The sequence below is a fragment of the Burkholderia sp. Bp9015 genome (assembly GCF_003853505.1).
Lineage (GTDB): Bacteria > Pseudomonadota > Gammaproteobacteria > Burkholderiales > Burkholderiaceae > Burkholderia.
Genome location: NZ_QTPZ01000005.1, coordinates 147,792 through 173,130 on the forward strand (window position 1 = coordinate 147,792; position 25,339 = coordinate 173,130).

The 25,339-nt window shown below is 67.9% G+C and carries 26 protein-coding genes and 1 pseudogene; 9 read left to right on the plus strand and 18 right to left on the minus strand.

Translation table 11 applies throughout. The features are described 5' to 3' along the window. Positions 1–18 precede the first annotated feature (18 nt). Genes DIE12_RS08045 through DIE12_RS08060 form a run of 4 tightly spaced genes read right to left on the minus strand, consistent with a single transcriptional unit; the run spans position 19 to position 3,822 of the window. Positions 19–792, minus strand: a complete 774-nt coding sequence (locus DIE12_RS08045; protein WP_124521429.1) for an ABC transporter permease — start codon at positions 790–792, stop codon at positions 19–21. After that, a complete protein-coding gene (locus DIE12_RS08050) occupies positions 789–1,727 on the minus strand; it encodes an ABC transporter ATP-binding protein (RefSeq protein ID WP_124521431.1) in 939 nt (312 codons plus the stop codon). Before DIE12_RS08050 ends, DIE12_RS08045 begins: the two co-directional genes overlap by 4 nt. Next, entirely contained in the window at positions 1,724–2,902 is a 1,179-nt protein-coding gene (locus DIE12_RS08055; RefSeq protein ID WP_124521433.1) for an ABC transporter permease, read from the minus strand. Before DIE12_RS08055 ends, DIE12_RS08050 begins: the two co-directional genes overlap by 4 nt. Further along, entirely contained in the window at positions 2,899–3,822 is a 924-nt protein-coding gene (locus DIE12_RS08060) for an ABC transporter substrate-binding protein (protein ID WP_044844405.1), read from the minus strand. The genes DIE12_RS08055 and DIE12_RS08060 overlap by 4 nt, the downstream gene beginning before the upstream one ends. Before the next feature lie 166 nt (positions 3,823–3,988). Here DIE12_RS08060 and DIE12_RS08065 point away from each other — a divergent pair, with 166 nt between their 5' ends. Further along, positions 3,989–4,918: a 2-hydroxyacid dehydrogenase gene (locus DIE12_RS08065; protein ID WP_124521435.1), complete on the plus strand. Its 930-nt coding sequence runs from the start codon at positions 3,989–3,991 to the stop codon at positions 4,916–4,918. A gap of 178 nt (positions 4,919–5,096) precedes the next feature. Further along, positions 5,097–5,228: pseudogene (locus tag DIE12_RS38020) on the plus strand (Zn-dependent hydrolase); the annotation flags it as partial. A 151-nt stretch (positions 5,229–5,379) separates the two neighbouring features. Here the strand turns inward: DIE12_RS38020 and DIE12_RS08070 are convergent. Next, entirely contained in the window at positions 5,380–7,332 is a 1,953-nt protein-coding gene (locus tag DIE12_RS08070; protein ID WP_124521437.1) for a Xaa-Pro dipeptidyl-peptidase, read from the minus strand. Positions 7,333–7,953: 621 nt separating this feature from the next. Next, on the minus strand, positions 7,954–8,292 hold the full coding sequence (locus DIE12_RS08075; protein WP_044844401.1) for a helix-turn-helix transcriptional regulator: 339 nt from the start codon (positions 8,290–8,292) through the stop codon (positions 7,954–7,956). A gap of 78 nt (positions 8,293–8,370) precedes the next feature. On the opposite strand from DIE12_RS08075, the gene DIE12_RS08080 reads away from it, so the two are divergent. Beyond that, positions 8,371–9,276 carry a hypothetical protein gene (locus DIE12_RS08080; protein WP_124521439.1) on the plus strand — a complete coding sequence of 302 codons (906 nt, stop codon included), beginning with the start codon at positions 8,371–8,373 and terminating at the stop codon, positions 9,274–9,276. Between the two features lie 279 nt (positions 9,277–9,555). Continuing rightward, positions 9,556–9,786, plus strand: a complete 231-nt coding sequence (locus DIE12_RS08090; protein WP_124485119.1) for a hypothetical protein — start codon at positions 9,556–9,558, stop codon at positions 9,784–9,786. 227 nt (positions 9,787–10,013) lie between these two features. Here the strand turns inward: DIE12_RS08090 and DIE12_RS08095 are convergent, their stop codons facing one another. From DIE12_RS08095 to DIE12_RS08125, 7 genes are all read right to left on the minus strand, one after another. Next, positions 10,014–11,021, minus strand: a complete 1,008-nt coding sequence (locus DIE12_RS08095) for an aldo/keto reductase (protein ID WP_124521443.1) — start codon at positions 11,019–11,021, stop codon at positions 10,014–10,016. A gap of 74 nt (positions 11,022–11,095) precedes the next feature. Next, positions 11,096–11,422, minus strand: coding sequence for a carboxymuconolactone decarboxylase family protein (locus DIE12_RS08100; protein ID WP_059466882.1), 327 nt, complete (start codon positions 11,420–11,422; stop codon positions 11,096–11,098). Between the two features lie 95 nt (positions 11,423–11,517). After that, the gene (locus tag DIE12_RS08105; RefSeq protein ID WP_124521445.1) at positions 11,518–12,417 is read right to left on the minus strand and encodes a LysR family transcriptional regulator; all 900 of its coding nucleotides are present in this window, start codon (positions 12,415–12,417) and stop codon (positions 11,518–11,520) included. A gap of 144 nt (positions 12,418–12,561) precedes the next feature. Continuing rightward, positions 12,562–13,410 carry an alpha/beta hydrolase family protein gene (locus tag DIE12_RS08110; RefSeq protein ID WP_185500329.1) on the minus strand — a complete coding sequence of 283 codons (849 nt, stop codon included), beginning with the start codon at positions 13,408–13,410 and terminating at the stop codon, positions 12,562–12,564. Positions 13,411–13,556: 146 nt separating this feature from the next. After that, positions 13,557–14,288, minus strand: coding sequence for an alpha/beta fold hydrolase (locus DIE12_RS08115; protein ID WP_124521447.1), 732 nt, complete (start codon positions 14,286–14,288; stop codon positions 13,557–13,559). Then, on the minus strand, positions 14,285–15,091 hold the full coding sequence (locus DIE12_RS08120) for a DinB family protein (RefSeq protein WP_124521449.1): 807 nt from the start codon (positions 15,089–15,091) through the stop codon (positions 14,285–14,287). The genes DIE12_RS08115 and DIE12_RS08120 overlap by 4 nt, the downstream gene beginning before the upstream one ends. Before the next feature lie 92 nt (positions 15,092–15,183). Next, entirely contained in the window at positions 15,184–15,954 is a 771-nt protein-coding gene (locus DIE12_RS08125; RefSeq protein ID WP_124521451.1) for an alpha/beta hydrolase, read from the minus strand. Between the two features lie 180 nt (positions 15,955–16,134). Between DIE12_RS08125 and DIE12_RS08130 the strand changes: the two genes are divergently transcribed. Beyond that, positions 16,135–16,731, plus strand: coding sequence for a TetR/AcrR family transcriptional regulator (locus DIE12_RS08130; protein ID WP_124521453.1), 597 nt, complete (start codon positions 16,135–16,137; stop codon positions 16,729–16,731). A gap of 68 nt (positions 16,732–16,799) precedes the next feature. Here DIE12_RS08130 and DIE12_RS08135 read toward each other — a convergent pair whose 3' ends face one another. Together DIE12_RS08135 and DIE12_RS08140 are read right to left on the minus strand one after the other, a co-directional pair. Continuing rightward, positions 16,800–17,231 carry a YciI family protein gene (locus tag DIE12_RS08135; protein WP_044844390.1) on the minus strand — a complete coding sequence of 144 codons (432 nt, stop codon included), beginning with the start codon at positions 17,229–17,231 and terminating at the stop codon, positions 16,800–16,802. A 240-nt stretch (positions 17,232–17,471) separates the two neighbouring features. After that, positions 17,472–17,918 carry a YciI family protein gene (locus tag DIE12_RS08140; RefSeq protein WP_124485127.1) on the minus strand — a complete coding sequence of 149 codons (447 nt, stop codon included), beginning with the start codon at positions 17,916–17,918 and terminating at the stop codon, positions 17,472–17,474. 256 nt (positions 17,919–18,174) lie between these two features. On the opposite strand from DIE12_RS08140, the gene DIE12_RS08145 reads away from it, so the two are divergent. Then, complete coding sequence (locus DIE12_RS08145; RefSeq protein WP_044844388.1) at positions 18,175–18,405, plus strand: hypothetical protein; 231 nt, start codon at positions 18,175–18,177, stop codon at positions 18,403–18,405. Positions 18,406–18,447: 42 nt separating this feature from the next. Here the strand turns inward: DIE12_RS08145 and DIE12_RS08150 are convergent, their stop codons facing one another. The 3 genes from DIE12_RS08150 to DIE12_RS08160 all read right to left on the minus strand — a co-directional run bounded on the left by DIE12_RS08150 (position 18,448) and on the right by DIE12_RS08160 (position 21,015). Next, positions 18,448–19,149: an MBL fold metallo-hydrolase gene (locus DIE12_RS08150; RefSeq protein ID WP_124521455.1), complete on the minus strand. Its 702-nt coding sequence runs from the start codon at positions 19,147–19,149 to the stop codon at positions 18,448–18,450. A gap of 145 nt (positions 19,150–19,294) precedes the next feature. Beyond that, a complete protein-coding gene (locus DIE12_RS08155) occupies positions 19,295–20,065 on the minus strand; it encodes an ABC transporter permease (RefSeq protein WP_124485129.1) in 771 nt (256 codons plus the stop codon). Between the two features lie 5 nt (positions 20,066–20,070). After that, entirely contained in the window at positions 20,071–21,015 is a 945-nt protein-coding gene (locus tag DIE12_RS08160) for an ABC transporter ATP-binding protein (protein ID WP_124521457.1), read from the minus strand. Positions 21,016–21,432: 417 nt separating this feature from the next. Between DIE12_RS08160 and DIE12_RS08170 the strand changes: the two genes are divergently transcribed. The 3 genes from DIE12_RS08170 (at position 21,433) to DIE12_RS08180 (ending at position 25,290) form a co-directional block, all read left to right on the plus strand. Next, positions 21,433–21,729, plus strand: coding sequence for a cupin domain-containing protein (locus DIE12_RS08170; RefSeq protein ID WP_044844384.1), 297 nt, complete (start codon positions 21,433–21,435; stop codon positions 21,727–21,729). 622 nt (positions 21,730–22,351) lie between these two features. Then, positions 22,352–23,965 (plus strand): DUF2957 domain-containing protein, encoded by a 1,614-nt coding sequence (locus DIE12_RS08175; RefSeq protein WP_124521459.1) that lies wholly within the window; start codon positions 22,352–22,354, stop codon positions 23,963–23,965. A gap of 71 nt (positions 23,966–24,036) precedes the next feature. Continuing rightward, positions 24,037–25,290, plus strand: coding sequence for a DUF2957 domain-containing protein (locus DIE12_RS08180; protein WP_124521461.1), 1,254 nt, complete (start codon positions 24,037–24,039; stop codon positions 25,288–25,290). Positions 25,291–25,339 lie beyond the last annotated feature (49 nt).

Genomic DNA, 25,339 nt, shown 5'->3' on the forward strand with positions numbered 1-25,339 from the left:
CCTGCCGCCTGCCGCGTGCTACGCCCGCCGCGCGCCCGCCACCCGCGCGATCGCCCCGATCGCATCGCTGACCAGCACCGCGAGCAGCCCGACGATCACGCCGCCCTGCAGCACGAACGCGGTGTTCGACGTCTGCAGGCCCGCGATGATCACGTCGCCGAGCCCGCGCGCGGCAACCGTCGAGCCGATCGTCGCGGTGCCGAGATTGATCACGACCGCGAGCCGGATGCCGTTCACGATCACCGGAAACGCGAGCGGCAGCTCGACCGACACCAGCTGCTGCCAGCCGCTCATCCCCATCCCGCGCGCGGCGTCGACGACGTCGCGCGGCACGTCCTCGAGCCCCGCGATCGTGCTCTCGAAAACCGGCAGGAGCCCGTACAGCACGAGCGCGATCAGCACGGGTTTCAACCCGAAGCCGACGGCCGGTACCGCGAGCGCGAGCACCGCGACGGGCGGAAAGGTCTGGCCGATGTCGACGACGCTGCGCGCGACCGGCAGGAAATCCGCGCCGGACGGCCGCGTGACCGCGATCCCGGCCGCGACCGCGATCAGCGTGCCGAGCAGGCTCGACAGCGCGACGGTGCCGAGATGCGCGAGCGTGAGATCGAGCAGGCTCGCGCGATCGTAGATGACCGGCGCGCCGTTGTCCGCGAACGGCGCGAACACGCCCTGCAGCCACGCGGGGCGCAACAGCAGCACGAGCAGCAGCGCGAGCGCGACCGCGCGCGCGACATGCGCGGGCAGCCGCCGCGGCCGGGACGAGTGCGAACGCGCGGGCCGCGTCGTCATGCGGGCTTCCTCGCGTGCGCGCGGATCGCGTCGAGCGTGATGCGGCGCACGGCGTGCCCGTTGCCGCCTTCGACCGGCAATGCGTCCGCTCCGCGCCACAGCAGTTCGGACACCGCGTCGCGCAGCGTGCGTGTCGCGGCGATCGGTTCGCCGTCGGCGTGACCGGGCTCGGCCACCGCGTCGATCGGCGTCAGCGCGAGCAGGCGCAGCGGCCGGTCGACGCCGGCGACGAGCTGTTCGACGACACCCGCCGCCGGCTTGCCGAGAATCTCGGCCGGCGACGCGACCTGCAGCAGCCGGCCGCCGTCCATCACCGCGATCGTGTCGCCGAGCTTCAGCGCTTCCTCGATATCGTGCGTGACGATCACGACCGTGATGCCGAGGCGGCGCTGCAGTGCGTACAGATCGTCTTGAGCCTTGTTGCGGATGATCGGATCGAGGGCGCCGAACGGCTCGTCCATCAGCAGCATCGCGGGCTCGGCCGCGAGCGCGCGCGCGACGCCGACGCGCTGCTGCTGGCCGCCCGACAGTTCGTGCGGCAGCTTGTCCGCGAATTCGGACGGCGCGAGATGAAACAGGTCGAGCAGTTCGCGCACGCGTGCGTCGATGCGCTCGGCCGGCCAGCCGAGCAGGCGCGGCACGGTCGCGATATTGCGCGCGACGCTCCAGTGCGGGAACAGGCCGTGCCCCTGGATCACGTAGCCGATGCGACGCCGCAGCTGCTCGGGCGGCACGCTCGCGGTGTCGACGCCGTCGATGCGGATCGTGCCGCCGGTCGGCGCGATCAGCCGGTTGATCATCCGCAGCAGCGTCGACTTGCCGCTGCCCGATGCGCCGACGAGCGCGGTGATCGTGCCTTGCTTCATCGTCATCGATACGTCGTCGACGGCGACGACGTCGCCGAAGCGTTTGCCGATGCGTTCGATCTCGATCATGCGGTACGTCCCTTCGCGAGCGTGGTCGCGGCTTCGAACACGACGGCGGCCGCCAGCGCGAGCGCGATCGTCGGGATCGCGCCGAGCAGCACGAGATCGGCGGCCGATTGCCCGATTCCCTGGAAGATGAAGATGCCGAACCCGCCGCCGCCGATCAGCGCGGCGACCGCGGTCAGGCCGATGTTCTGCACCAGCACGATGCGCACGCCGCTCAGGATCACCGGCAACGCGAGCACGAGATCGACGCGCAGCAGCCGCTGCGCGCGCGTCATGCCCATCGCGCGTGCTGCTTCGGTCACGTGCGGCGGCACCTGCTCGAGCCCGACCACGACGCTCGACGCGATCGGCAGCAGCGAGTAGAGAAACAGCGCGAGCACGGCCGGCGCGACGCCGATCCCGCGGATGCCGAGCGCGGCCGCGAGCGGCACGTGCGCGGCGAGCAGGCCGAGCGGCGCCATCATCAGCCCGTACATCGCGATGCTCGGGATCGTCTGCACGATATTGAGCACCGGCATCACGACGGTGCGCACCGGCGCGACCCGCGCGCACGCGATGCCGAGCGGCAGGCCCGCGACGAGCGCGGCCGCGACCGAGCCGCCCGCGAGCGCGACGTGCCGGATCGCCTCGCGCCAGAAGTCGTCGCTGCGCACCGCGTATTCGCGCATCACGGACAGGCCGTCCCACCAGCCGCTCGCGAGCGGCAGCGATATCGCTGCCATGGCGACGGCGAGCGCGACGAGGCGTCGCCACGGGCCGAAGGCGAGCCGCGCGAGCGCGTCGGCGACGAGCACGGCCCACGCGAACAGCAGCAGCCACACGCCCGCCGCGGGCGACACGCGTGCGAGCGCGTCGTCGGCGGCGACGGCGTGCGTCGCGGCCGCACCGACCGCGTAGGCCAGCGTCGCGAGCCACGTGCAGCCGGCCGCGAGCCGCCAGGCGGGACGGCTCGCCGTCATCGCCCACAACGCGCCGACGAGCCACAGCGCGGCGAGCGCGGCACCCTGCACGGCGGGCAGCGCGGCGAATACCGACAGCCCCGTGCCGGCCGCGATGCGGTTCGGCCGCAGCACCATGAACGGCATGCCGAACACCGCCACGATCGTCAGGACACCGATCAGGATACCGACCTTGTCGAGCGTGATGCGTCGCGCGGACGCCACCGCGCGACCCGTCACTTAACGAAGCCTTTCGACTTCAGGTAACTTTTGGCCACGCCGGCCGCCGGTTCGCCGTTGATCTGGATGCGCGCGTTCAGCGTCTGCAGCGTCTTCAGGTCGAGGCTCGCGAACACGGGTTTCAGGAAGTCGGCGATTTGCGGATGCGCGTTCAGCACGGCTTCGCGAATCACTGGCGTCGGCGCATAGACGGGCTGCACGTGCTTGTCGTCGTCGAGCACGACGAGGCCGCTCGACGAGATGCCGCCATCGGTGCCGTACACCATCGCCGCGTTTACGCCGTCGGTCTGGTTCGCGGCGGCCTTGATCGTCGCGGCCGTGTCGCCGCCCGACAGCACGACGAGCTGATCGGGTTTCAGCTTGAAGCCGTATGCCTTTTCGAACGACGGCAGCGCGGACGCGCTGTTCACGAACTCGGCCGATGCCGCGAGCTTCAGCTTGCCGCCGCCCGCGATCCACTTGCCGAAGTCGGAGAAGGTCTTCAGGTGCTGCGCTTGCGCGACCGGCGCGAGCACGGCGACGCCCCACGTGTTGTTCGCGGGCGCCGGCGTCAGCCAGACGAGATGGTTCGCCGCGTAGTCGAGCTTCTTCGCGGTGTCGTAGCCCTGGCTCGCGTTCTTCCACAGGGGATCGTCGGCCTTGTTGAAGAAGAACGCCGCGTTGCCCGTGTATTCGGGGTAGATGTCGATCTCGCCGCTCGTGAGCGCCTTGCGCACGATCGGGGTCGTGCCGAGCGCGATCTTTTCGGTGACGGGGATGCCGTGGGCCTTCAGCACCTGTGCGATGACGTTGCCGAGCAGGTTGCCTTCGGTGTCGATTTTCGATGACACCACGACGGGCGTGTCGGCGTGCGCGCCGGGTGCGACGACTGCGGCGGCGAACGCGAGGCCCAGGATGCGGGCGGGCAGGGCGAGCTTCATCGGGGCCTTTCTCCAGAACGGGGACGTACGCCGAAAGTTACTTGACTGAGTCGGCTTTGGCAAACCGCGTGCGGCGGCACGTCCACAGCACGCGTGGGGGTAACCCGCATGCGTCGCACGCCGTTGTTACACTGGAGCGCATTCCCGCCTGCGGACACTTGCTGACATGAAACCCGAGCTACTGGTCCTTATCGCGCTGCGCGACGACGCGCACCGCCAGATCGCCGCGTCGTACGACGTCCACCATGCACCGACCGCCGAGGAACGCGAGCGCGCGATCGCCGAACACGGCCGCACGATTCGCGCGGTGTTGACCAACGGCAGCACGGGCCTGACAGCCGCCGAAATCGATCGTCTGCCGCAGCTCACGTTCGTCAGCGCGCTCGGCGCCGGCTACGAGCACATCGACGTCGCGCATGCGAAGGCGCGCGGCATCACCGTGGTGACGGGCGCGGGCACCAACGACGATTGCGTTGCCGATCATGCGTTCGCGCTGCTGCTGGCGGCGGTGCGCAACGTCGTGCAACTCGATGCGAAGACCCGCGCGGGCGTATGGCGCGACGCGCTGCCGATGCCGCCGAACGTGTCGGGCAAGAAGCTCGGTATCGTCGGGCTCGGCAAGATCGGCGAGAAATGCGCGCGGCGCGCGGCCGGCTTCGACATCGAGATCGGTTATCACAACCGTTCCGGGAAAGATGTTCCGTATCGCTATTTCGAGCGCGTCGAGGCGCTCGCGCAATGGGCCGATTTCCTGATCGTCGCGACGCCGGGCGGCGCGGGCACGCGTCACCTGATCGACCGCGCGGTGCTCGATGCGCTCGGCCCCGGCGGGTTTCTCGTCAACGTGTCGCGCGGCAGCGTTGTCGATACCGCCGCTTTGGCGGATGCGCTGAGCGAACGGCGCATCGCGGGCGCGGGGCTCGACGTGTACGAAGGCGAGCCGGAGCCGCCGCGCGCGCTGACGGCGCTCGACAATATCGTGTTGACGCCGCACATGGGCGGCTGGTCGCCGGAGGCGCTCGATCGCTCGGTCCAGCAGTTTCTCGACAATGCGGCGCGGCATTTCGCCGGGGAGGCGGTGCTGACGCCGCTGTGAGTGTGGTCCGTGCGGCGCGCGGGCATGTATCCGCAACCCGCACGCGAAAATCGGAAAAATTCGCATCATGGCCGGCCATTCGGCGCCGGAACGTCGATCCCGCTGCAATGACATCGCACTCCATGCCGTCCGGCTGCTGCCGGACGTGTGCCGTTCATGGAGACGATCGATGACTATCGCTGCCGTACCCTTCGTGCCGAGGCGCGGCGGGGTCGGCCGCCAACCCCGCGAACATACCGGCGACGATCAACTCGTCGAGCGCGCGAACGTGTGGCCGGATGTCGTGCCCAGGCGTCTTGCGGCGGGCTGAGCCGCGTTGCCGATGAAGAACGGCGCCACGCAACGGTGCAGCATCGCCGCGTGGCGCCCAGGGTGCGTTTCGTGTGGATTCGGGCGCGTGCGATCGTTCACGATCGCACGCGCATCCTTTGGGCCACCGCGCCCGTTTTGCGTGCGCCGGGTCAGGACGACACCAGCGGCACCGTCACCGACGTTCCTGCCGGGTCGAGCGCGAGCCCCGTGCCCGGTGCCGGCCGCAGCGTCGCCTCGTTGTCGCTCGACAGCACGACGAGGCCGAGCCTGTGACCCGCTTCGAGCGTGTAGTCGCGCGGCATGAACGTCAGCTTCAGGTCATACGGCATGCCCGGCAGCACCGGCGCCGAGATCCAGTCCGACACGCGGTTGCGCGGATCGGTCCATGCCCGCGAGACGATCGTCGCCGTGCCGTCCGGTGCGCGGTCGACCAGCAGCGCCGTCACGTTCGCGACGCCGGTGAAGGTCAGCCGCACGCGGGCGGTCGCGGAGCCGGACAGGCGCGTCGCGGTCGTGAACGGAGTCGTCTCGAAGCGGCTGCGATGCTCGCCGGTCGGCGCGTTCGCCAGCGTGAGCGCGGGAATCGACGCATCGTCGGTGAAGCGCGCGAGCGGGCCGCCGCTCGGCAGCCGCGACAGCGTGCCGGTGCCCGTGCCGTCGCCGCCCGCGAAATACGCGACCGGCGTGGCGCGCCGCGCGGCCCAGTCGGTTTCCTTCAGCAGCGTGCCGTCGGCCTGCGCGACCACCGCGCGCGGATCGCGTTCGACGCCGTTGTCGACGCCGATCAGGTAGCGCGTGAACCAGCGGTTCACCTCGGCGGTCCACGCATCGGCCATCGCCGGCACGCGGGTCGGGTCGGTGTGCTTCAGGCGATGCAGCCACAGCTGCGTCGGCACGCCCTGACGCCGCATCGCGAGATACCACGACGTCGACTGGTCGACGCGCACGTTGTCGTCGGTCAACCCTTGCGCGACGAGTGCCGGCGCGACGGCGCGCTCGGTCGGGATGTCGCGCGCGGCCCAGAACGGCGAATAGTCGCCCGTCTTGCGGTCTTCCTGCTGCAGCGCTTCGTCGACCAGGTGCGTGCAGCGCTCCGGATGCGCATTCGTCAGCAGCGCCTTGATGTAGACGTCGACGTCCTCGCCCTGATAGCCCTGCGGCGCGCGCACGAGGCCGCCCGAGCGATAGTAGCCGTACATGTTGGACAACCCGGCAATCGGCACGATCGCATCGAGCCCGCGGGTGCGCAGGCTCGCGACCATCTTCGGCAGCGTGCCGTCGTACGACACGCCGTACATGCCGACGTGGCCCGTCGACCAGCTCGCGACGACTGCCTTGCCGCTCGCATCCTTCGCGGTCGCATCGCGGCCGAGCCAGCGGATCACCGACGCCATCGCGACGGATTCGTCGCGCGTGAGGATCGTCGGGCAGCCGTCGGAGCCGGCGGTGCCGAGCGAGTCCGCATAGACGATGGTGAAGCCGCGCGGAATGAAGTAGCCCTCGATCCACGAACGGCCGGCCGCGGCCGCCTCGAGCTGCTGCAGCATCCGCACTTGCGGCGCGGCGGCCATGATCCGCGTGGACGTGCTGCCGGGGGCGGCGGCCGTCGCAACGGGATGCGGCGAGCCGTCGAGCTCGACGTCGACATCGTGGTTCGGGCTGTCGGCAAGCCCCGCGTAGTACGGGCTCGCGAGCACGATGACCGGCGTGCGCGCGCCGTTGGCGGTTTCGGACGGACGCACGATGCGCACGTGAATGCGGTCGCGCGTGCCGTCGCCGTCGGAGTCGACCGGCGTGTCGATCCACGCGTTTTCCTCGATCGTGCCGCCCGACAGCGACGGCTGTACCTGGCCGTTGCTGATCACCGGTTTGTAGCGTCCGCCGCTCGCCGGGTTCGCGTACGGGACGCCGGACGGCGACACGCGCGCTGCGAGCGATTGAGCGCCGGCCGCCGATGCAGCGGCCTCGTCCTGTTGATTTTGCGCGAGCGCGGAGACGCCTGCCACGCTGCCGCCGTCGTCACCGCCGCACGCGGCGAGCGTCGCGGCCGCAACGAGCGCGGGTAGCCATGCGCTGCGCGATCCTCTGATATGAAATTGCATTGCCGACCTCGTTCTTTTGATTGTGTGGATACGACCGTTCCGCGATACGCCCCCTGCGGGCCGGGCCGATTACTGCATGCGACGAAGGGGAAACTGCACCATCGGGACAACGCCGGGCGCGATCCCGGCCGGAAAGCGGCGGCAGTGCATTGCAGTCATGCAGGACTACGAATCAAATGCGCGCATGCCACGCGTCCTTCCAGATGAAACGGAACGACATCATTCGATGAGACGGGGATGTTGCGAGCTGCGGTGCTGCGCTGCGAAAAAACACGACGCGACGCGCGTGCGGCGACGGAATGAAACGGATCGGCGGTTTCGGCCGCGCCGCGCATCGTGATGGCTTGCCGGTTCGCGTTTGCTTTCCGGAAGCTTGCGCAAAAGTTATCTCAGCGAAAACGGCGTGTCAAACTTTTTTAACTGTAGGTAAAAAAGTTTCGATGCGCATGCCGATGCGGCGCGCATAGTGCGATGACCTCGCGCATGTGCGGCGACGCGCTTGCCGTTGCTTCGCGTCCTGTCGCCCCAAGCAAAACGGGCGGTGACGAATCGCATTCGCCACCGCCCGCATCGCCGGATGCTCCCGGTCTTCCTTCCATTGATCAACGCCCGCGCGCGCCGTCACCCGTCATCCGCCTTCGCCTGCAGATCCTTCAACCCTTGAATCACGACCAGCAGTGCGCGCCCGTGCTCGTCGGAGCCGTCCCACGCGTCGACGATCGCGTCGCGCAGCAGGTCGTTGTAGCGGCGGCGCGCCGGGCCGGTATCGACGCCGTAGAAACTGCATAGCTTGTTGAATGGCGCGCTGCGCCGCAGCCGATGCCCGTTCGACAGCCGCAGCCGCGACACGGTCGGCTGGCTGACCCCGGAAAGTCGCGCAATTTCGCTGGACGAGCGCGTGTCCGCCATCAGACGGCGTAACAGGTCTTGTACAGGAAAATCGTGATCCGGGGCTTCCATACGATGCATTATACCTATACAGTTACGGTTGTTGAATGGGCTTGCTGTCACCAGCGAGGCTGTATCCCGAGAAAGTTGATGACACTGAAACACCTCCCTCCCACGTTCTGCTGGACGAAGATCGGTACCGAGTCCGGCGAGGAACTGCCGACCGTCGTGCTCCGCAAGGAATGGGAGCGCCGGCTCGGAGGCGGGCGTTTTCTGTGGGGCATCAACCAGCCGCTCGGCAGCAGCGCGCAAGTCGCCGCGCATCGCACGGGCTCGCTGCTCGCGCTGTTCTCGCCGGTTGCGTCGCGCACGCGGCCGGGCGAGCGCAAGCGCGAGGACGCGCTGCTGTGGAATGCCTGGGTCGACGCCAGCGGCCAGGTGCGGCCGCTGCCGCCGCACACGTTCATTGCAAGCCGCGCGACGCTGCCGTCGGGCCGGCGTCGCGAACAGCACTACGCGCTCGTCTGCGCATCGTCCACCGCGCTGACGGTCGGCACGCAACTGCGCGTGTGCCCCGATCACCTGCGCAGCGTGAGCACGGGCAAGCCGCTCGGCGTCGCGCAGGGCGCGGCCGTGGTCGACTGCATCGGGCGCGCGAAGGAACAAACCGGCAAGAGCTATCCGCTCGCGCTGTCGGTCGAACTCGAGGCACCGTATTTCGTGCGGCTCGCACAGCCGTGCGTGCTGAAGGCGCGCGATCTCGCCGAAGTGAACAAGGCGACGCGCGCCGGCGATTTCGACCGCTTCGTCGAACTGGTCGCGCGCTTGCGCGGCCGTTCGCCGACGGATGCCGTGCGCGGCGTCACGCGCGACCTGTTCGACGTGCCGCCGATCGAAACGGCGGCTGCCTACGTCGCGCCCACGCATGTCGCGCGGCTGCGCAGCCGGCCCGCGGCCGAGCATCCGGGCGAGCTCACCGGCGATCTGTTCGATCTGTCGCCCGGCGAAGCGGCCGCGTTCGGCGGTCTCGCGCATCCGCGCATCGGGCGCGCATGACGTTCGCGCCGCCGGTGCGCGGCGCGTGACGCGAGGCAGGGCAGATGAATGCGCGTGCAACGACGCGCATGCGTGTGGCCGCCATCTCGGCGCGCGCAAGAATTTGTTGCAATCTCGCCGTAGCGGATCGGCGGGTGCGGAGCGACAATCGCCACGAAGCGTGCCGCGCGGTGGCCGTGCATCGACAGGCGGCTTGCCGTCGTTCACGCCGCCGACATGCGCACCACGCACACTGGGCGTCGGCTTGCTTCACACAGCAACCCTGAGGGAGAAGTGTCGATGTCGACCCACACCTGTTCGCGGGAAGCCCGGGCCGCGCAACGCTTCGTCGAGGCGACGCGCAACGTCGACCAGGCGTTTCGCGCCGTGCGCGGCGAAAGCGACGACGACATCTCGTCGGCCGACTATGCACTTGCGATGTCGCGCCTCGATCGCGCGCTCGACGAACTGGCGCGCGCGCAGGAATTCTTCGATCGCGTGGTGGGCGCCGACGCCGCGCGCGGCAACTGAACAACTGAACTGAATTCGCGGCCTCTGCTTTTGCTTCGGCCGCGGTTGTCTGCCGTTTTTCGTTCTGATCGTTTCGCCGCGTCATGCGACGTTCGTTGGCGTGCCGACGTACCAGCATGCCGGACGACAACGTCCGGCATGTCAGTCGCTCATCCTCCGCCAACCGGCCATTACACCCGTCGCATCGTGCAGTCGGGCGGCGCGCACCCGGTTTCAGCAGACGAACATCAAACCTTCCGCCCTTCGACCGGATAACCGGGATCCGTGTACCCGTGTGTCGACGCATGTCCGGGCGGCACCAGCGAATCGACGAAGCGTTCGTCGTCGGGGCCGAGTTCGAGCGTCAACGCATCGATGTAGCTGTCCCAGTGCGCTTCGGTGCGCGGCCCGGCGATCGTCGAGCTGACGATCCGGTTCTTCATCACCCAGGCGAGCGCGAACGCGACCGACGTCGTGCCGCGCGCGGCCGCGTGCTCGGCCACCTGCCGCGCGATGTGCAGCGACTCGGGCCGCCATTCCGTCTGCTGGATGCGCCGGTCGCCACGGCCCGCGCGCGAATCGGCGGGCGGCTGCGCGCCGGGCGTGTATTTGCCGGTCAGCACGCCACGCGCGAGCGGGCTGTACGGCACGACGCCGATGCCGTAATGCGCGGCCGCCGGCAACTGTTCGACCTCGGCCGTGCGATCGACGAGGTTGTACAACGGTTCGCTCGCCACTGGGCGATCGATGCCGAGCTGGTCGGCGAGGCGCACGATCTCGGCGATGCGCCAGCCCTTGAAGTTCGACAGCCCGACGTAGCGCACCTTGCCTTGCCGGATCAGGTCTGCCACCGCGCGCATCCCTTCTTCGAGCGGCGCATCGGTCAGCGCGCGGTGGAAATAGAGGATGTCGATGTAATCGGTGCCGAGCCGCTTCAGGCTCGCGTCGACCGATTCGCAGATCCATTTGCGCGACTGGCCTTGACGGTTCGGCCCCGCGTCCGGACCGGCCGGAAAGCCGAACTTCGTCGCGACGACCCACCTGTCGCGATGCCGCGCGATCGCACGGCCGACGATTTGTTCCGAGCGTCCGGCGTGATAGACGTCGGCCGTGTCGATGAAGTTGATGCCCTGGTCGAACGCCTTGTCGATGATGCGCGTCGACGTCGCTTCGTCGGTCTCGCCGCCGAACATCATCGCGCCGAGACACAGCGGCGACACTTTCAGCGCGCTGCGCCCGAGATAGCGGTAATCCATGGTGAAGCTCCATGCGGGCGAGCGCCCGCGTCGATTGAAGTCGGTTGAATGAGCGTGCGGTCCGGATGTGGCGCTCACACGCCTGCTTCGTCGAACACGCGCTTCGCGATCGGTAGCGCCGAGCTGGCGGTCGGCCAGCCCGAATAGAACGCGAGATGCGTGATCGCCTCGATCAGCTCGTCGCGCGTGATGCCGTTGTCGAGCGCCTTCTTCAGATGGAACGGCAGTTCGTTCACGCGATACAGCGCGACGAGGCTCGCGACCGTGATCAGGCTGCGATCGCGCGGCGACAGGCCGGGGCGCTGCCACACGTCGCCGAACAGCACGTTGTCGGTGTAGTCGGCGAGAGCCGGCGCGATTGCGCCGAAGGCCTGGCGCGCGGCGGAAGTCGGTTCGGACATCGAGGGCTCCGGAGGACGTGGAAGACATCGACGATGGTAGCCACCGACGCGCTATCGATAATCCCCAGGAATGCGCATGCACTTATCGAACCGGTTCATGAATGGCCGGGATGGCGCAGCGCGTCGACGATCAGCGCGAAAGCCCGCGACGATTGCCGCCGGCTCGCGTAGTACAGGTGGTGGCCGGGAAAGGTGGGACACCAGTCGTCGAGCACGCTGACGAGCCTGCCGGTACCGACGTGCGGCGCGGCGAGTTCGGCCGGCACGTACGCAAGGCCGTAGCCTGCGAGCGCCGCGTCGAGCATTTCATAGGTGCCGTTGAACGTGACCTGGCCGTCGACGCGCACCTGCAGCGTGTCGTCGCCGCGCGCGAGTTCCCACGCGTACAGCGCGCCGTGAGTCGGCAGCCGCAGGTTGATGCAGTCGTGCGCGACGAGATCCTGCGGCGTCGCGGGGTGCTCGCGTTGCGCGAAATACGCGGGCGCGCCGACGATCGCCATTTTCAGGTCGGGCGAGATGCGCACCGCGATCATGTCCTTCGCGACCTGGTCTCCCAGCCGCACGCCGATGTCGAAGCGTTCCGCGACGATGTCGGAGAGCCCGTAGTCGGTTACGAACTCGACCTTGAGGTCGCGGTAGTCGAGCAGGATCGGCGACAGCTTTGGCCACAGCAGCGTGCGGATCACGTAGTCGGTCGCGTTGATGCGCACGGTGCCGGCCGGTTTGTCGCGCAGTTCCGCGAGCGCCGACAGTTCGGCCTCGATTTCGTCGAAGCGCGGCGCGAGGTTGAGCAGCAGGCGCTCGCCGGCTTCGGTCGGCGCCACGCTGCGCGTCGTGCGCGTGAGCAGCCGCACACCGAGACGCGTCTCGAGCGAGCGGATCGTGTGGCTGAGTGCGGATTGCGACACGCCGAGCCGGGCGGCCGCGCGCGTGAAGCTGCGCTCGCGCGCGACGGCGATGAAGGCGAGCAGGTCCGCAAAGTTGTCGCGCGGCATGGAGGAAGTCGGGTGGTCGATGCCTGCGCATCCTACCATCGGGTCCGTCGCGCGCTGCGACGACCCACGGGCGCGGCAGCGCGATGCGCGTCGGGCTGTCCGCGTCACGCCGGCCGGACGGCGCGCGACACGGGTGGGCGGATCCTACGCGTAGCCGCCGTGCTGGAACGACGTCGCGAAGAACTGCATCTGGTAGCGGATCGCGTGCGCCCAGTAGTCCCACGTGTGACCGCCCGGACGCTCCGCATAGTCGTGCGGCACGCCGAGTGCGACGAGTCGTTGATGCAGCGTGCGGTTCGAGCTGACGAACGAGTCGTCGCGGCCGCAGTCGATCGTCAGGTCGAGATGCGCACGGACGAACGCGCGCGCGCTTTCGACGATCGCGTTGCGGTTCCAGAACGACGGATGGCGGACGGGATCGCCGAACACGTGGTCGATGCCGGGCTCGTCCTCGCAGCAGCGCGGATCGACCGCGCCGCTGATGCTGCCGACCGCGCCGAACGTGTCGGGCCGGTCGAGCGCGATGCGCAGCGCGCCGAAGCCGCCCATGCTGAGCCCGGTGATCGCACGTGCGCCCTTGGTCGCGATGGTTCTGAAGTGCATGTCGACATACGACACGACTTCGTCGCCGACGAAGGTTTCGTAGCGGCTGCCCGAGTCGAACGGGCTGTCGATGTACCAGCTTTCGTGTCCGCCGTCGGGCATCACCAGGATCACGTGATGGCGATCGGCCAGCGCGGCGATCCGCGTGTTCGCGGTCCAGTCGGTGTGGTCGCCGCCGGAGCCGTGCAGCAGGTAGACGACCGGAAAGCGCTCGACGGCGCGTTCAGGCCCGTGGCGCAGGCGCGCATAGTCGTCCGGCAGCACGACGGTCGCCTTCAGCGTCTCGTTCATCGCCGCGCTCGGGATCGCGACGACCCGCGTCTGAAAGGCGAGGGCCGGGCCCGCGACGGCGAGCAGCAGCAGTAGCCAGAACGTGCGGATCAGGTTCATGGAGCCTCGCATGTGTCGTTTCCGTTCGGCAGTCGGGCATCGGGAAAACCCTGTTTGGCGACTCTAGCAACCGTGCCTTTCAGCCAAATTTCGGCGAATCCTACGAGTTGTCAGGTGGCCGGCGCCCAGTCCGGCGGCCGCGCGCGTCAGCCGAGGCAGCGCGCCAGCGCCTCCCGGAACGCGGCGGGCCGCTCGGCCGGTATCAGGTGCCCGCAGCCGGCGATCGTCTCGAAGCCGGCGCAGCGCGCGAGCGCCCAGTCCGGCACGTGCCAGCCCGCGCGCGAGCGATCGCCGGCGACGAGCCACACCGGATGGCGCTCGAATACTTCGGCCAGCAGCTGCAGATAGCCGGGTTCGCCCGTCGTCGCGACCACCGAGCGTCCCATCGCGCGCAGCGTCGACGCCGGCTGATGCGCGAGCCAGCGGCGCGCGTCGTCGAGCTGGCGCGGCGACGGTTCGTCGATCGCGCCGCGCAGCCAGCCGGATGGATCGCTGCGCAGGCCGTCGAGCATCGCGTCGGCTTGCGCGGGCGACATGCGGCCGACCGACGCCGACCAGAATGCGTCGTCGAGCGTGAAGTTGCCTTCGACGTTGACGATCCGGCGCACGCGCGCCGGATGGGCATGGGCGAACAGCATCGCGATCGCGCCGCCGACCGAGTGACCGACGAGATCGACCGGCTGCGCGCCGTAGTGCGTGTCGACAGCCTGCCGCAGATGCTCGACCTGCGCGGCGAGCGTGATCGCGTCGAACGGCGTGTCGCGATGGATGCCGTAGCCGAGCAGGTCGGGGGCGAGATGCGGGCCGGGCCATGCGGGCACGTCGAACGTGCCGATGAAACCGTGGACGAAGACGACGGGCGGGGCGGGCAGGCTCATTGGACGGTCGACGACGGAAGGGGCGGCAATTCGAGTTCGGCGAGCAGTTCGTCGAGTTCGAGCACGTGGGTGCGATCGTGGTCGAGCAGCTCGCGCACGAGTTCGTCGAGCGACATCCGGCGGATGCCGTCGCGCAGCCCGCAGCGCGCCAGTTCCGACGGTTGCAGCGCGGCGGCCGTCGCGCACAGCGCGGCGCGACCGGCGCGGAACGTGGCAAGCGCGTCGTCGAGCGGCTGCGCCAGATAGTCGCGCTGCGCGGCGAGTGCCGTCCCGTCGACGGAGGCGATCACCGGCAATTCGTGCGCGCGCACGACTTCGATGCGTTCGGCGAACACCGCGTCGAGGTCGCGCAGGTGGCATGCGTGCTCGACGAGCGAGAAGCCCGTGCCGGCCGGGCGGCGTGTGACGAGCACGGCGGGAAAGTGCGCGGCATACGCGGCGATCCGCGCGGGCATCGCGGCCAGCTCGACGACGACGTCGGCGAACGGCAGCACCCGCGGAAATGCGCTGAATACCGCGCCGTAGCTGAACAACGCGCCGCCGATCCGGCCGCGCGCCTGCACGACGTCATGCCCGTGGCGGCGCATCACGTCGGCGACCATCGCGCCGCAGAACTGCCGGGCCGTCGTATCGGCTTCGATTTCGGGAAATTTGTGCGCGATTTCGTGCTGGATCGCGCCGATCGCGGCGACGCCGACACGCGACAGCGCCGCGAATTCGACATAGCGCTCAGGCCGCGCGATCAGCGCTTCGAGTTGCGTGCCGAGCGGCGTCGCGCGAAAGCGGTCGAAACGGGAATGCATGGTGGAAAGCGTTTGTCGGTCCAGTAACGTGTCAAAACGATACGTTACTGGACCGACGGCGTCAACCGGAGCGCTTCGGGCAACGCGCTGCATTACTCCTTGCCGGTGCCCCGGGCTGCCTGTTCGATCAGCTTCGCGACTTCAGCGGGATGCGAGATGTAGGCGACATGGCTCGACTTGAGTTCGATCGTCTTGCTGCCGGCGCGTTGCGTCATGAAGCGTTCGAGCTCGGGGTTGATCGCGCGGTCCGCGGTGGCGACCACCGCCCAGCTCGGCTTCGTCCGCCATGCGGCGTGCGTGATCGGCACGCCGAACGACTGCGCGGCCGGCGTGACTTGCGAGATCGCCATGAATTTCGCTTGGGCGGCCGGCACGTCGGCCGCGAAGTCGGCATGGAACGACGCTTCGTCGAAATACAGATGGCCGTCTTCGGTGGCCTTGATCGCCTTTGTCGCGGGCGGCGTCTTCCTGGTCAGTTCGAGCGGGCTTTCGCCGGTGTCGGGCTGGAATGCTGCGACGTAGACGAGGCCCGCGACCTTGTCGTCGTTGCCGGCTTCGGTGATCACCGCGCCGCCGTAGCTATGGCCGACGAGGATGCTCGGGCCGTCCTGCGCGTCGACGACGCGCCGGGTTGCCTTCACGTCGTCGTCGAACGACGTTTCCGGCTGCTGCACGACGGAAACCTTGTAGCCGTCACGTGTCAGGATGTTCGAGACGGCTTGCCAGCCAGAGCCGTCGGCGAAGTAGCCATGAACCAGCACGACGTTCTTGACGGGGGCGGCGACGGCCGCATGCGAGCCGAGTGCGGCGGCGGTCAGGGCGAGTGCCGCGGCGATCTGGCGGACTTGGGAAAAGCGCTTCATTTTCATTCTCCAGAAGGAAGACAGGGTAGGAACCGTCGGATATCGACAGGCGTCTTGTTCCGTCGATGAAGTCATCCTACTAGTAGGTAGGATGACGTGCAAGAAGAAATCACGGCTGGAAAAGAGTATCTCAGGGAGGTAAACTATCCGTGTTTTTCATCCGACTAGATGGTAGGCAAGATGACGGTATCAGGGGACAGTACGGCGGGGCGCATACTCGAAGCCGGGCGGCAACTGATCATGCGGCGCGGCTACAGCGGGTTCAGTTATGCCGACATCGCCGAGGCGATCGACATCAGGAAGGCGAGCATTCACCACCACTTTCCGACGAAGGCGGATCTGGCGGTCGCCGTGCTGCAGCAGTCGCAGGCGAAATTCGATGCCGACATGGCGTTGCTCGACGCGAGCGGTGCCGACGCGCTGGTGCAGATGCGCGCATACATCGGCTACTGGGAACGCTGCATCGCGGACGACAGCGCGCCGTTCTGCGTCGCCGGCATGCTCGGCGCGGAGTTGCCGGCGCTGCCCGACGAAGTCGCGCGGGCGGTGAAGGCGCATTTCGACGACCTTGCGGCGTGGCTGGTGCGCGTGCTCGACACCGGCGTGAAAGACGGCGTCGTGCAGCCGGGCGTGTCGGTGCAGACCGAGGCCGCGACGTTCGTGTCGCTGGTCTATGGCGCAATGCTTGCCGCGCGGGCGTACGGCAATGCCGGGATGTTCAGGGACGTGACCGCTGGGGCGGTCGAGCGGCTCGCGGTGCCGCGCAATCGCGCGTGAGCCATGCACGCGTCGGCGGGTAGCGAAGGCGCCCGGCGGTCATGTGGAGTCGCCAGACGCCGCACGGCTTACGTGCGCTTCCCGGCCTCGGCTTGCGCGCTCAGTGTCGCTTTCAGCGCCTGCAGTTCGGCCGTGAATGCCGGGCTGAAGTCCTCGGCTTCGAACAGCGGGCGGATTTCGATGTCGGAGTCGCCGCGCATCGGATTCGGGCAGCGCTTCACCCATTCGACCGCTTCTTCCATCGATTTCACCTGCCACAGCCAGAAGCCGGCGACGAGCTCCTTCGTTTCGGCGAACGGGCCGTCGATGACGGTGCGGTTCTTGCCGGCAAAGTGGACGCGCTTGCCGCGCATGCTCGGCTGCAAGCCGTCGGCGATCAGCAGGATGCCGGCCTTCGCCAGCTCCTCGTTGAAGCGGCCCATCGCAGCGAACATTTCAGGGTCGGGCATCCGGCCGGATTCGGAATCGGCGGTGGCCTTGACGATTACCAGGACGCGCATGGTCGTATCTCCTTGGGGTGGGTGGTCGAATGATCGTCCGCCGCAAGGCGAACGGGCTTACGACATCAGGACGGCCGGCAAGCAGGGAAATCGACAACGGAGGTGAAAAAAAAGCGCCGAAGGGCAGGCTGGAACGGCGGGTGGCGCGGTGCCGGGGCGCGATCGACCCGAGACTTTCCGGGCGGGCCGCCGCGCACGGCTGCGAGGCGGCCCGCCCGGCGGGCAGGTCAGTGCGATCCGTCAGTTCCCGGCCGGCGGCGCCTTCGGGCCGTCGCCGAGTTGCGCGCGCAGCCGCGCTTCCTGCTCCTGCAGCTCGGGCGTGAATTCCGCGCCGAAATCCTCGGGCGAGAACACCTGGCGGATCTCGATGTCCGATTCGATCGGCATCGGGTTCGGACAGCGCTTGACCCATTCGACGGCTTCTTCCATCGAGTCGACCTGCCACAGCCAGTAGCCGGCGATCAGTTCCTTGGTTTCGGCGAACGGGCCGTCGATGACGGTCCGGTCCTTGCCGGAGAAGTGCACGCGCTTGCCGCGCGAACTCGGGTGCAGCCCTTCGCCGGCCAGCATCACGCCGGCCTTCACGAGTTCCTCGTTGTACTGGCCCATCGCGGCCAGCAGTTCGGTATCGGGCATCGCGCCCGATTCGGAAATGGCCGTTGCCTTGACGATTACCATGACGCGCATCGTTGTGACTCCTTGAACGGGAAAGGGAAGATCCGCGACCGGCCGGCCGTGCGGACGGCAAATCGATCGGTTACGACACTACGACGCGCGACGATCGCGCGAATCGACATCGCGCGAAAAAAAATCTCGATGCCCGATGACGCGGCGAGTCGCGCAAGCCGGTTGATTCCGGTACGGGTCGATCGTGCCGCGGCGCGCTGGAGCCGCCGGTCAAAACTGGTATGCTGGTCTGCATTACGTTCATGCGGAGGGCGCCATGGCAACGAAGGAAGTCTCGAAGAAAAAGTACCTGAAGATTCTGAACAAACGCCTGCGGGCAGAGCCGGATGCGCCGGCCGGCGCGTCGTTCGTGTTCTTTCCGCTCGGCGCGAAGGCCAAGCATGCGACGGGCGTCGTGGCCGGCGAGCCGCGCAGCAAGCGCGAACTCGCGGTGATGGCCGCGGTCCAGAGCAAGGCGTCCGCCGAATTCGTCGTGACCGGCGCCTGACCGGCGACGGGCTGCCGGCTGCCGCACGCGACAGCGCGTGCGCTATGCCGCGGCCGCGTCGCAATGCGCGATCACACCGGCGATCACGCGCGCAATGTCGTGCGTGATCGCCGGGCCGTGCATCGGCAGGATGATGTCGAGATCGAGCGCCTGGATGCGGCGCAGTGCGCTCGCCAGGTGCGCGAGCGACGGCAGGTAGTCCGAGCGCGTGATCGCGTCGAGGATCGCCGGCAGCGGGTCGTCGGTTTCCTCCCTGCCGAAGCGCATCAGGATGTCCGACGACAGCAGCGCCTTGTACGCCGGCAGGTACACGACGAGCGAATCCCACTGATGCACGTGTTTCGTGAAGACCGGCACGACGTCGATGCCCGACAGCGTCCTCGGTTCACCGTCCGTCAGCGGAACCGCATGTACGCCGAATACGTCGGCAAGCCCCCAGGTACACATCGGATGCCCGTACGCGACGAGCGCCGGGTTGGCCGCGAGGAAGTCGGGCAGCGCGCCCATTTCGTCGGCCTCGAAGTGCGGGACGATCACGCTGCTGACCATCGATGGCGCGATGCCGATGGTGTTGAGTGCCGCGCTCAGTTGGGTGAAATTGGAACGGGTGCCCGTTTCGACGCACAGCACGTCGCCGTGCGTCGATCGTACGAAGAACTGGCTGAAGCTCAGGTTCAGCGTTTCGACGTAGGACGTGGCGCGAAACAGGCCGTCGCGGACGACGTCGATTCGGGAGGCGCTCATCGGGGATCCTCGCGCAGGGAAGGGAGCCGGGCCGTCCGCGCGTCGCGGGTTGCGGCGCGGCAGACGGCAGCAGTCGATCTTCCGATCCAGTCTAGCAGCGCGGCCCCGAATCCGCGAACCGCGGCGCCCCCTTGGCCGAGCCGCGTCAGTTCTTCAGCTTGTAGCCGGTGCGGAACATCCACGCGACGACTGCAAGCAGGATCGCGAGGAACAGCGAGGTCGCCGCGAGGCTGATCCCCACGTGCACGTCGGCCAGCCCGTAGAACGACCAGCGGAAGCCGCTGATCAGATAGACGATCGGGTTGAACAGCGTGACGATGCGCCACGCGGGCGGCAGCATGTCGACCGAATAGAAGCTGCCGCCGAGGAACGTGAGCGGCGTGATGATCAGGAGCGGCACGAGCTGCAGCTTCTCGAAGCTGTCGGCCCAGATCCCGATCACGAAGCCGAACAGGCTGAAGGTGATCGACGTCAGCACGAGGAACAGCACCATCCAGAACGGATGCAGGATGTGCAGCGGCACGAACAGGCCGGCCGTCGCGAGGATGATCAGCCCGAGCAGCAGCGACTTCGATGCGGCCGCACCCACATAGGCGATCACGATCTCCCAGTACGACACGGGCGCGGACAGGATCTCGTAGATCGTGCCCGTGAAGCGCGGGAAGTAGATGCCGAACGACGCGTTCGAGATGCTCTGCGACAGCAGCGACAGCATCACGAGGCCCGGCACGATGAACGACCCGTAGCCGATGCCGTTCACGTCGCTGATGCGCGAGCCGATCGCCGAGCCGAACACGACGAAGTACAGCGACGTCGAGATCACCGGCGCGATGATGCTCTGCATCAGCGTGCGGCGCGTGCGGGCCATTTCGGCGCGGTAGATCGCGCGGATGCCGTGGAAATTCCAGTTCGCCATGTGCGTTAGGTCCCTTGTGCGCCGTTGCGGCGGTTGTCGATCAGGCTGACGAAAATGTCCTCGAGCGAGCTCTGTGTCGTATGCAGGTCGCGAAAGCCGATGCCGGCCGAGCCGAGCGCGTTGATCAGCGTCGCGATGCTCGCGTCGTCGCGCTGCGAGTCGTAGGTGTAGACGAGCGCGTTGCCGTCGTCCGCGCGTTCGAGCCCGAACGCGGCGAGATCGGCCGGCACGGTCGCGAGCGGATGCTCGAGCTGCACGGTCAGCTGCTTCTTGCCGAGCTTGCGCATCAGCTCGCGCTTCTCTTCGACGAGCACGAGCTCGCCGCCGAGGATGATGCCGATCCGGTCGGCCATTTCCTCGGCCTCCTCGATGTAGTGCGTGGTCAGCAGGATCGTCACGCCGCTTTCGCGCAGCGAGTCGACCAGCTTCCACATGTCGCGGCGCAGCTCGACGTCGACGCCGGCCGTCGGCTCGTCGAGGAACAGGATGCGCGGCTCGTGCGACAACGCCTTCGCGATCATCACGCGGCGCTTCATGCCGCCCGACAGCGTCATCAGCTTGTTGTCTCGCTTGTCCCACAGCGACAGCGCCTTCAGCGTCTTCTCGATGTACGCGGGATCGGGCGCCTTGCCGAACAGGCCGCGGCTGAACGATACCGTCGCCCAGACGGTTTCGAACGCGTCGGTGGTCAGCTCCTGCGGCACGAGGCCGATCATTTCGCGGGCGGCGCGGTACTGGTCGCGGATGTCGTGACCGCCGACCGTCACGCGGCCTTCGGTCGGCGTGACGATGCCGCAGATCGAGCCGATCAGCGTGGTCTTGCCCGCGCCGTTCGGGCCCAGCAGCGCGAAGATCTCGCCGGGGCGGATGTCGAGGGTCACGTGCTTCAGCGCCTGGAAGCCGGACGCGTATGTCTTGGAGAGGTCGGAGACGGAAAGGATCGGTTGCATGCTCACGGATGGCACGGCCGGTCGGTCCGACGCTGCGCGCCGCGCGTGCCCGGAGCCGCCGCAGCGAAGCGGCGGGGCGGGGGCGGCATGGCGAACGGGCGTCATGTCGAACGGCGTTGTGGTGCGGGATCGCAGGACCGCCATATTAGCAATCGGAAGATGGAAATGCATTTCGACGGCAAGGACATGCGATGCCGGTGCGCGATTTGCGTGAAATGCGCGCGCCTCACTCAATAAAGCGACGCTTTATTGGAATCGAGTGAACAATGCGCGCGGTTTTCGGGCAATCGGATGACGCTCGCGTGAGCGCTTGGCGGCCGGCACGACTGTGCTGCCCGGTCGACGCCGCGCCGTACCGGGACGGCGTGCGCCGCGCTCGCGATAATGCGTTCCTCTCACGTTCCAGGAGCGGTGCGCATGTCTTTGATCGATTTCAAGTCCGTCGCGGCGGCCCAGGCCGTCGCATGGCAATCCACGATCGTCGGCGAAGTCGGCCCGGCCCGGATCAAGGTGCTGCGCATGGACGCGCAGCCGTACGAAGCCGAAGTGCACGATTACAACGAGGGGCTGCTGGTGCTCGACGGCAGGCTGATGCTCGAGGTCGACGCGCAGACGGTCGTGGTCGAGGCCGGACAGATGTATCTCGCGGTCGCCGGCACGCGTCACGCGGTGCTGCCGGGCAGCCACGGCACGCTTGCGATCATCGACGTGTGAGCGTGCGCCCTCGTGCGTGCGGCCCGCCTGAGGCCCGCACGCCGGGCCTCGCGTGGGTCGGGCGCCCTCGTTCGAACGCGCGTTGTACAGCCCCGGTATTTGTCTGAGCAAATAAAATGAAGGCCGTTTGAAAAATTGTCAAACGCCCTGCTCGCACTAGGCGTGCGCGGTTCGGCGCGTTTGGAACTCTGCATCCATTTACTTGTGCGTATCGTCCGATCATAGTCTCGACCAACGACGCATCACGATAACGAATCAAGCGTACGTATGGAGACCACACCATGAGACGCCTTTCCGAGGGGCCGGCCGGACGGCCGTTTTGCTGCATTTCGCCGGATGCGGGCGCGACGCGAGTCGCGTGCCTGCGTCATCACATCGCGTTGCCGCAGTAGCGACGCTCCATCTTCCGTTTCGATTGCTCCGACGGTGCCGTGCCGCATGACGGCGCCGCCGGAGAGCGCTTGCCTGCCGCGGCGGTCCTGATCACGTTTGCCCGACCGGCAACGCGGCGCGCATTGCGCGCATCGTCATGCGCCGCGCGCCGTCGCGGCGGCGCGATACCAACCGGCGGGCCACGCAGCCCGTCCGGACGAGACTTGTCGTACCTCAAAAGGAGGGGTTGATGCTTTGCATTCCTGAATGGCGGAAGGCGATCCTGTCGTGCGCCGTGCTGGCGCTCCCGTTCGTCGCCGGTTGCGGCGGCGGCGACGATCCGGGCCCGATCAACGTGCCGCAGTGCTCGGGCAGCGCATGCGGGCCGAGCGGCGCCGAGACGACGCCGCCCGTCGTGAAGAAGCTGTGTCCGGATTCGCTCGACTACACGACGACCTACACGGGCGGCGCCGGCAGCGGCGAATACGTGAAGGTGAAGTTCGACACGACGAAGCTGACCTACCAGATGCAGTTCATCGAGTCGTCGGTGCCGACGTCGGCGGGGCAGGTCAACGACACGCGTGCGGGCCTGACGATCAGCGGCGCGTTTCACCATCCGGCCAATCTGCCGACCGCCGAGCAGAACCGCTGCGCGTTCGTGCTCGACAGCGGCGCGACGAGCGACGGCGCGTATGCGGTGACGATCAATCGCGCGGACCCGCCGATGCTGTTCGTCGGCAACGGGGTGGTCGGCGGCGGGATTCCGGGCGCGACGATCGCGTTCGCCGGTCTCGAGCCGTTCCCGGGCGTCGTGCTCGGCACCGTGCCGTCGCGCACCTTCGATTTCTATCCGTTCATCGGCTTCACCGACACCGAAACCGACTTCTCGAAGGTCGCCGGCAACTACAACGAACTCGGCATCCACCTGTCGCCGGTCGGCGGCAGCGCGCAGAGCAGCACGGGCGCCGTCGGCTGGCAACCCGATGTCGTCAACTGGAACCAGACGTTCAATGCCGACGGCTCGTGCACCATCACGGCGGGCAGCGACTACTCGTGCCAGACCACCGGGACGCCGTGGGCGTTGCGCAAGAATACGGACGGTTCGCCCGACAACGTGTTCGTGAGCCACCCGGTGGCGAAGGCGGGCGGAAACCTCATCTATCCGTTCGCGGGGCAGGGCTCGGCAATCGTCATCGTCGCGCCGAGTCAGGCGAAGGGCATCATGATCGTCGGCAAGCTGAACGGCGTGCTGGTGCCGATCGTGATTCGCGTGGGCTACACGCATATCGACGCGAGCAACCTGCTGGCGTCGGTCGCCGATGCCGAGGTGGGGATCTCGATGCTGTCGCGGACCACGGCCGTCGGCGCGAATTCGCTGAAAGGCGGGTTCATCGGCGCAACGAGCGCGTCCGCGTGCGGCGTCGTGGCACCCAGCACCGCGACGTTCGCGATCGCGACGTCGGGGCCGAGCTTCAACAACAACGTTCCGCATCCGGATCTGCCCGGCACCTTCGACGGCACTTTCTTCCTGGCGCAGGCCGGCAACTGCAACGACGGCACCGCCGTGTCGACGATGGCCGCGAACTATACGTCGACGCTGTTCCAGGGCGCCACCGCGGCGTTCATCGATCCGCAGACGTCGTCGGTCACGTCGCAGTTCGCGCTCGACTACACGCAGGCGACGCCCGGCAAGATCAAGGTCACGGCCTCGCAGGACTTCGACGCGAAGGGGGCGAACGGCAACGTGGCGATCTTCGGCAAGGGTGACACGGGCTGGCTCGTGACGGCCGGCAACGTGTACGCGATGGTCGTCAACAACAGCAAGGTCAATCCGTTCTTCACGGTCGGCGCGTTCGTCCAGTAACCGCGGACTGAACCCGGAACACCGGCGGCGCATGCGTCGCCGCCGGCGAATCGAAATTCAAGAGGATTCCTATGAATGTGAAGCATTGGATGGCCGCGGCGTCGCTCGCGCCCGCGCTGGCCGCCTGCGGCGGTGATGGCGACCCGCCGCCCGCACCGGTGGTCCGGCTGTGCCCGCAGGCCATCGACTACGGCACGGTGTTCGTCGGCGGCTCCGGCTCGGGCGAACTCGTGAAGGTGCAGCTCGACACGACGAAGATGACGTACCGGATGACCTACCTCGCCTCGCCGGTGCCGACCACCACCGGCACCGTGCAACCGACGCGCGACACCGCGCCGGCCAACGTCGTCGACGGCACGCTGGCCGACGAAACGGGCCTGCCGACCGTGAAGCTGAACCAGTGCACGTTCCGGATGCAGAACGCGAGCCTCGACCCGAGCCGTCCGGCGCGCCTGTTCCTCGGCGAAGGTGTGCTCGGCGGCGCGATTCCCGGGGCGACGATCCAGTTCGACGGCGTGATCGGTGTCGGCAGGATTCCGAAGACGACGTTCCCGTACTACCCGTTCATCAGCTTCTCGTCGCTCGAAACCGATCTGTCGAAGATCGCCGGCACGTACAACCAGCTCGGCTACCACCAGGTGCCGTCGCAGAACTTCCAGCCGGTGGCGCTCGACCAGCAGGTGACGATCCACGCGGACGGCAGCTATGTCGAGACCGACAACTTCGGCAAGAAGAACGGCGGTCAGCCGCTCGCGTCGAGCGCGACCGTGAACCAGCCATTCACGCTGCGCGCGGACGCCCCGGCGTTCCAGTCGCTGAACTACCAGCCGCAGATTGCGCCGACGCTCGCCGCGCTCGATCCGGCGAGGGCCGGCAAGGGGATCCTGATCGTCGGCAAGCTGCGCAACCAGCTCGTGCCGGTTTTCATCCGCACGGGCGCCGCGAACGCGGACCTCACGCAGGGCCCGCCGAGCGCCGACGACGAATCGGGCATCTCGTTCCTGAGCCCGCAGGCGGCGATCGCGCAGGGATCGCAGAACGGCGAGTACACGGGCGTCGACAGCGCGTTCAACTATCGCGCGACCGCGCTCGTCGGTGCGCAGGCGACGCTGCTCGATCCGTTCAACGCATCGCAGGCCGCGCTCACGCGCGCGCTGAACCTCGATTACACGCAGAAGGTGCCGGGCGTCGTGACGACCGTGCACGCGGACGCGGCGTCGGGGCCGGCGACCGGCAAGTTCGTGTTCACCGGCGGCGTGTTCGGGTTCCTCGACATGGCCGATACGCGCAATCCGTACTTCACGGTCGGTGCGTTCGTGCAGTAACCGCGCATGGATGGAGACACGGCGGTGCCGCGCGCAACGGCGCGGTGCC

Coding starts and splice junctions, on each gene's coding strand:
- DIE12_RS08140 (WP_124485127.1), bottom strand. CDS start 17,918: ATGCGCGTCATGGTAATCGTCAAGGCAACGGCCATTTCCGAATCGGGC.
- DIE12_RS08130 (WP_124521453.1), top strand. CDS start 16,135: ATGACGGTATCAGGGGACAGTACGGCGGGGCGCATACTCGAAGCCGGG.
- DIE12_RS08050 (WP_124521431.1), bottom strand. CDS start 1,727: ATGATCGAGATCGAACGCATCGGCAAACGCTTCGGCGACGTCGTCGCC.
- DIE12_RS08115 (WP_124521447.1), bottom strand. CDS start 14,288: ATGAGCCTGCCCGCCCCGCCCGTCGTCTTCGTCCACGGTTTCATCGGC.
- DIE12_RS08060 (WP_044844405.1), bottom strand. CDS start 3,822: ATGAAGCTCGCCCTGCCCGCCCGCATCCTGGGCCTCGCGTTCGCCGCC.
- DIE12_RS08120 (WP_124521449.1), bottom strand. CDS start 15,091: ATGCATTCCCGTTTCGACCGCTTTCGCGCGACGCCGCTCGGCACGCAA.
- DIE12_RS08150 (WP_124521455.1), bottom strand. CDS start 19,149: ATGAGCGCCTCCCGAATCGACGTCGTCCGCGACGGCCTGTTTCGCGCC.
- DIE12_RS08045 (WP_124521429.1), bottom strand. CDS start 792: ATGACGACGCGGCCCGCGCGTTCGCACTCGTCCCGGCCGCGGCGGCTG.
- DIE12_RS08125 (WP_124521451.1), bottom strand. CDS start 15,954: ATGAAGCGCTTTTCCCAAGTCCGCCAGATCGCCGCGGCACTCGCCCTG.
- DIE12_RS08080 (WP_124521439.1), top strand. CDS start 8,371: ATGACACTGAAACACCTCCCTCCCACGTTCTGCTGGACGAAGATCGGT.
- DIE12_RS08090 (WP_124485119.1), top strand. CDS start 9,556: ATGTCGACCCACACCTGTTCGCGGGAAGCCCGGGCCGCGCAACGCTTC.
- DIE12_RS08155 (WP_124485129.1), bottom strand. CDS start 20,065: ATGGCGAACTGGAATTTCCACGGCATCCGCGCGATCTACCGCGCCGAA.
- DIE12_RS08100 (WP_059466882.1), bottom strand. CDS start 11,422: ATGTCCGAACCGACTTCCGCCGCGCGCCAGGCCTTCGGCGCAATCGCG.
- DIE12_RS08145 (WP_044844388.1), top strand. CDS start 18,175: ATGGCAACGAAGGAAGTCTCGAAGAAAAAGTACCTGAAGATTCTGAAC.
- DIE12_RS08075 (WP_044844401.1), bottom strand. CDS start 8,292: ATGGAAGCCCCGGATCACGATTTTCCTGTACAAGACCTGTTACGCCGT.
- DIE12_RS08175 (WP_124521459.1), top strand. CDS start 22,352: ATGCTTTGCATTCCTGAATGGCGGAAGGCGATCCTGTCGTGCGCCGTG.
- DIE12_RS08170 (WP_044844384.1), top strand. CDS start 21,433: ATGTCTTTGATCGATTTCAAGTCCGTCGCGGCGGCCCAGGCCGTCGCA.
- DIE12_RS08105 (WP_124521445.1), bottom strand. CDS start 12,417: ATGCCGCGCGACAACTTTGCGGACCTGCTCGCCTTCATCGCCGTCGCG.
- DIE12_RS08095 (WP_124521443.1), bottom strand. CDS start 11,021: ATGGATTACCGCTATCTCGGGCGCAGCGCGCTGAAAGTGTCGCCGCTG.
- DIE12_RS08180 (WP_124521461.1), top strand. CDS start 24,037: ATGAATGTGAAGCATTGGATGGCCGCGGCGTCGCTCGCGCCCGCGCTG.
- DIE12_RS08160 (WP_124521457.1), bottom strand. CDS start 21,015: ATGCAACCGATCCTTTCCGTCTCCGACCTCTCCAAGACATACGCGTCC.
- DIE12_RS08065 (WP_124521435.1), top strand. CDS start 3,989: ATGAAACCCGAGCTACTGGTCCTTATCGCGCTGCGCGACGACGCGCAC.
- DIE12_RS08135 (WP_044844390.1), bottom strand. CDS start 17,231: ATGCGCGTCCTGGTAATCGTCAAGGCCACCGCCGATTCCGAATCCGGC.
- DIE12_RS08110 (WP_185500329.1), bottom strand. CDS start 13,410: ATGAACCTGATCCGCACGTTCTGGCTACTGCTGCTGCTCGCCGTCGCG.
- DIE12_RS08070 (WP_124521437.1), bottom strand. CDS start 7,332: ATGCAATTTCATATCAGAGGATCGCGCAGCGCATGGCTACCCGCGCTC.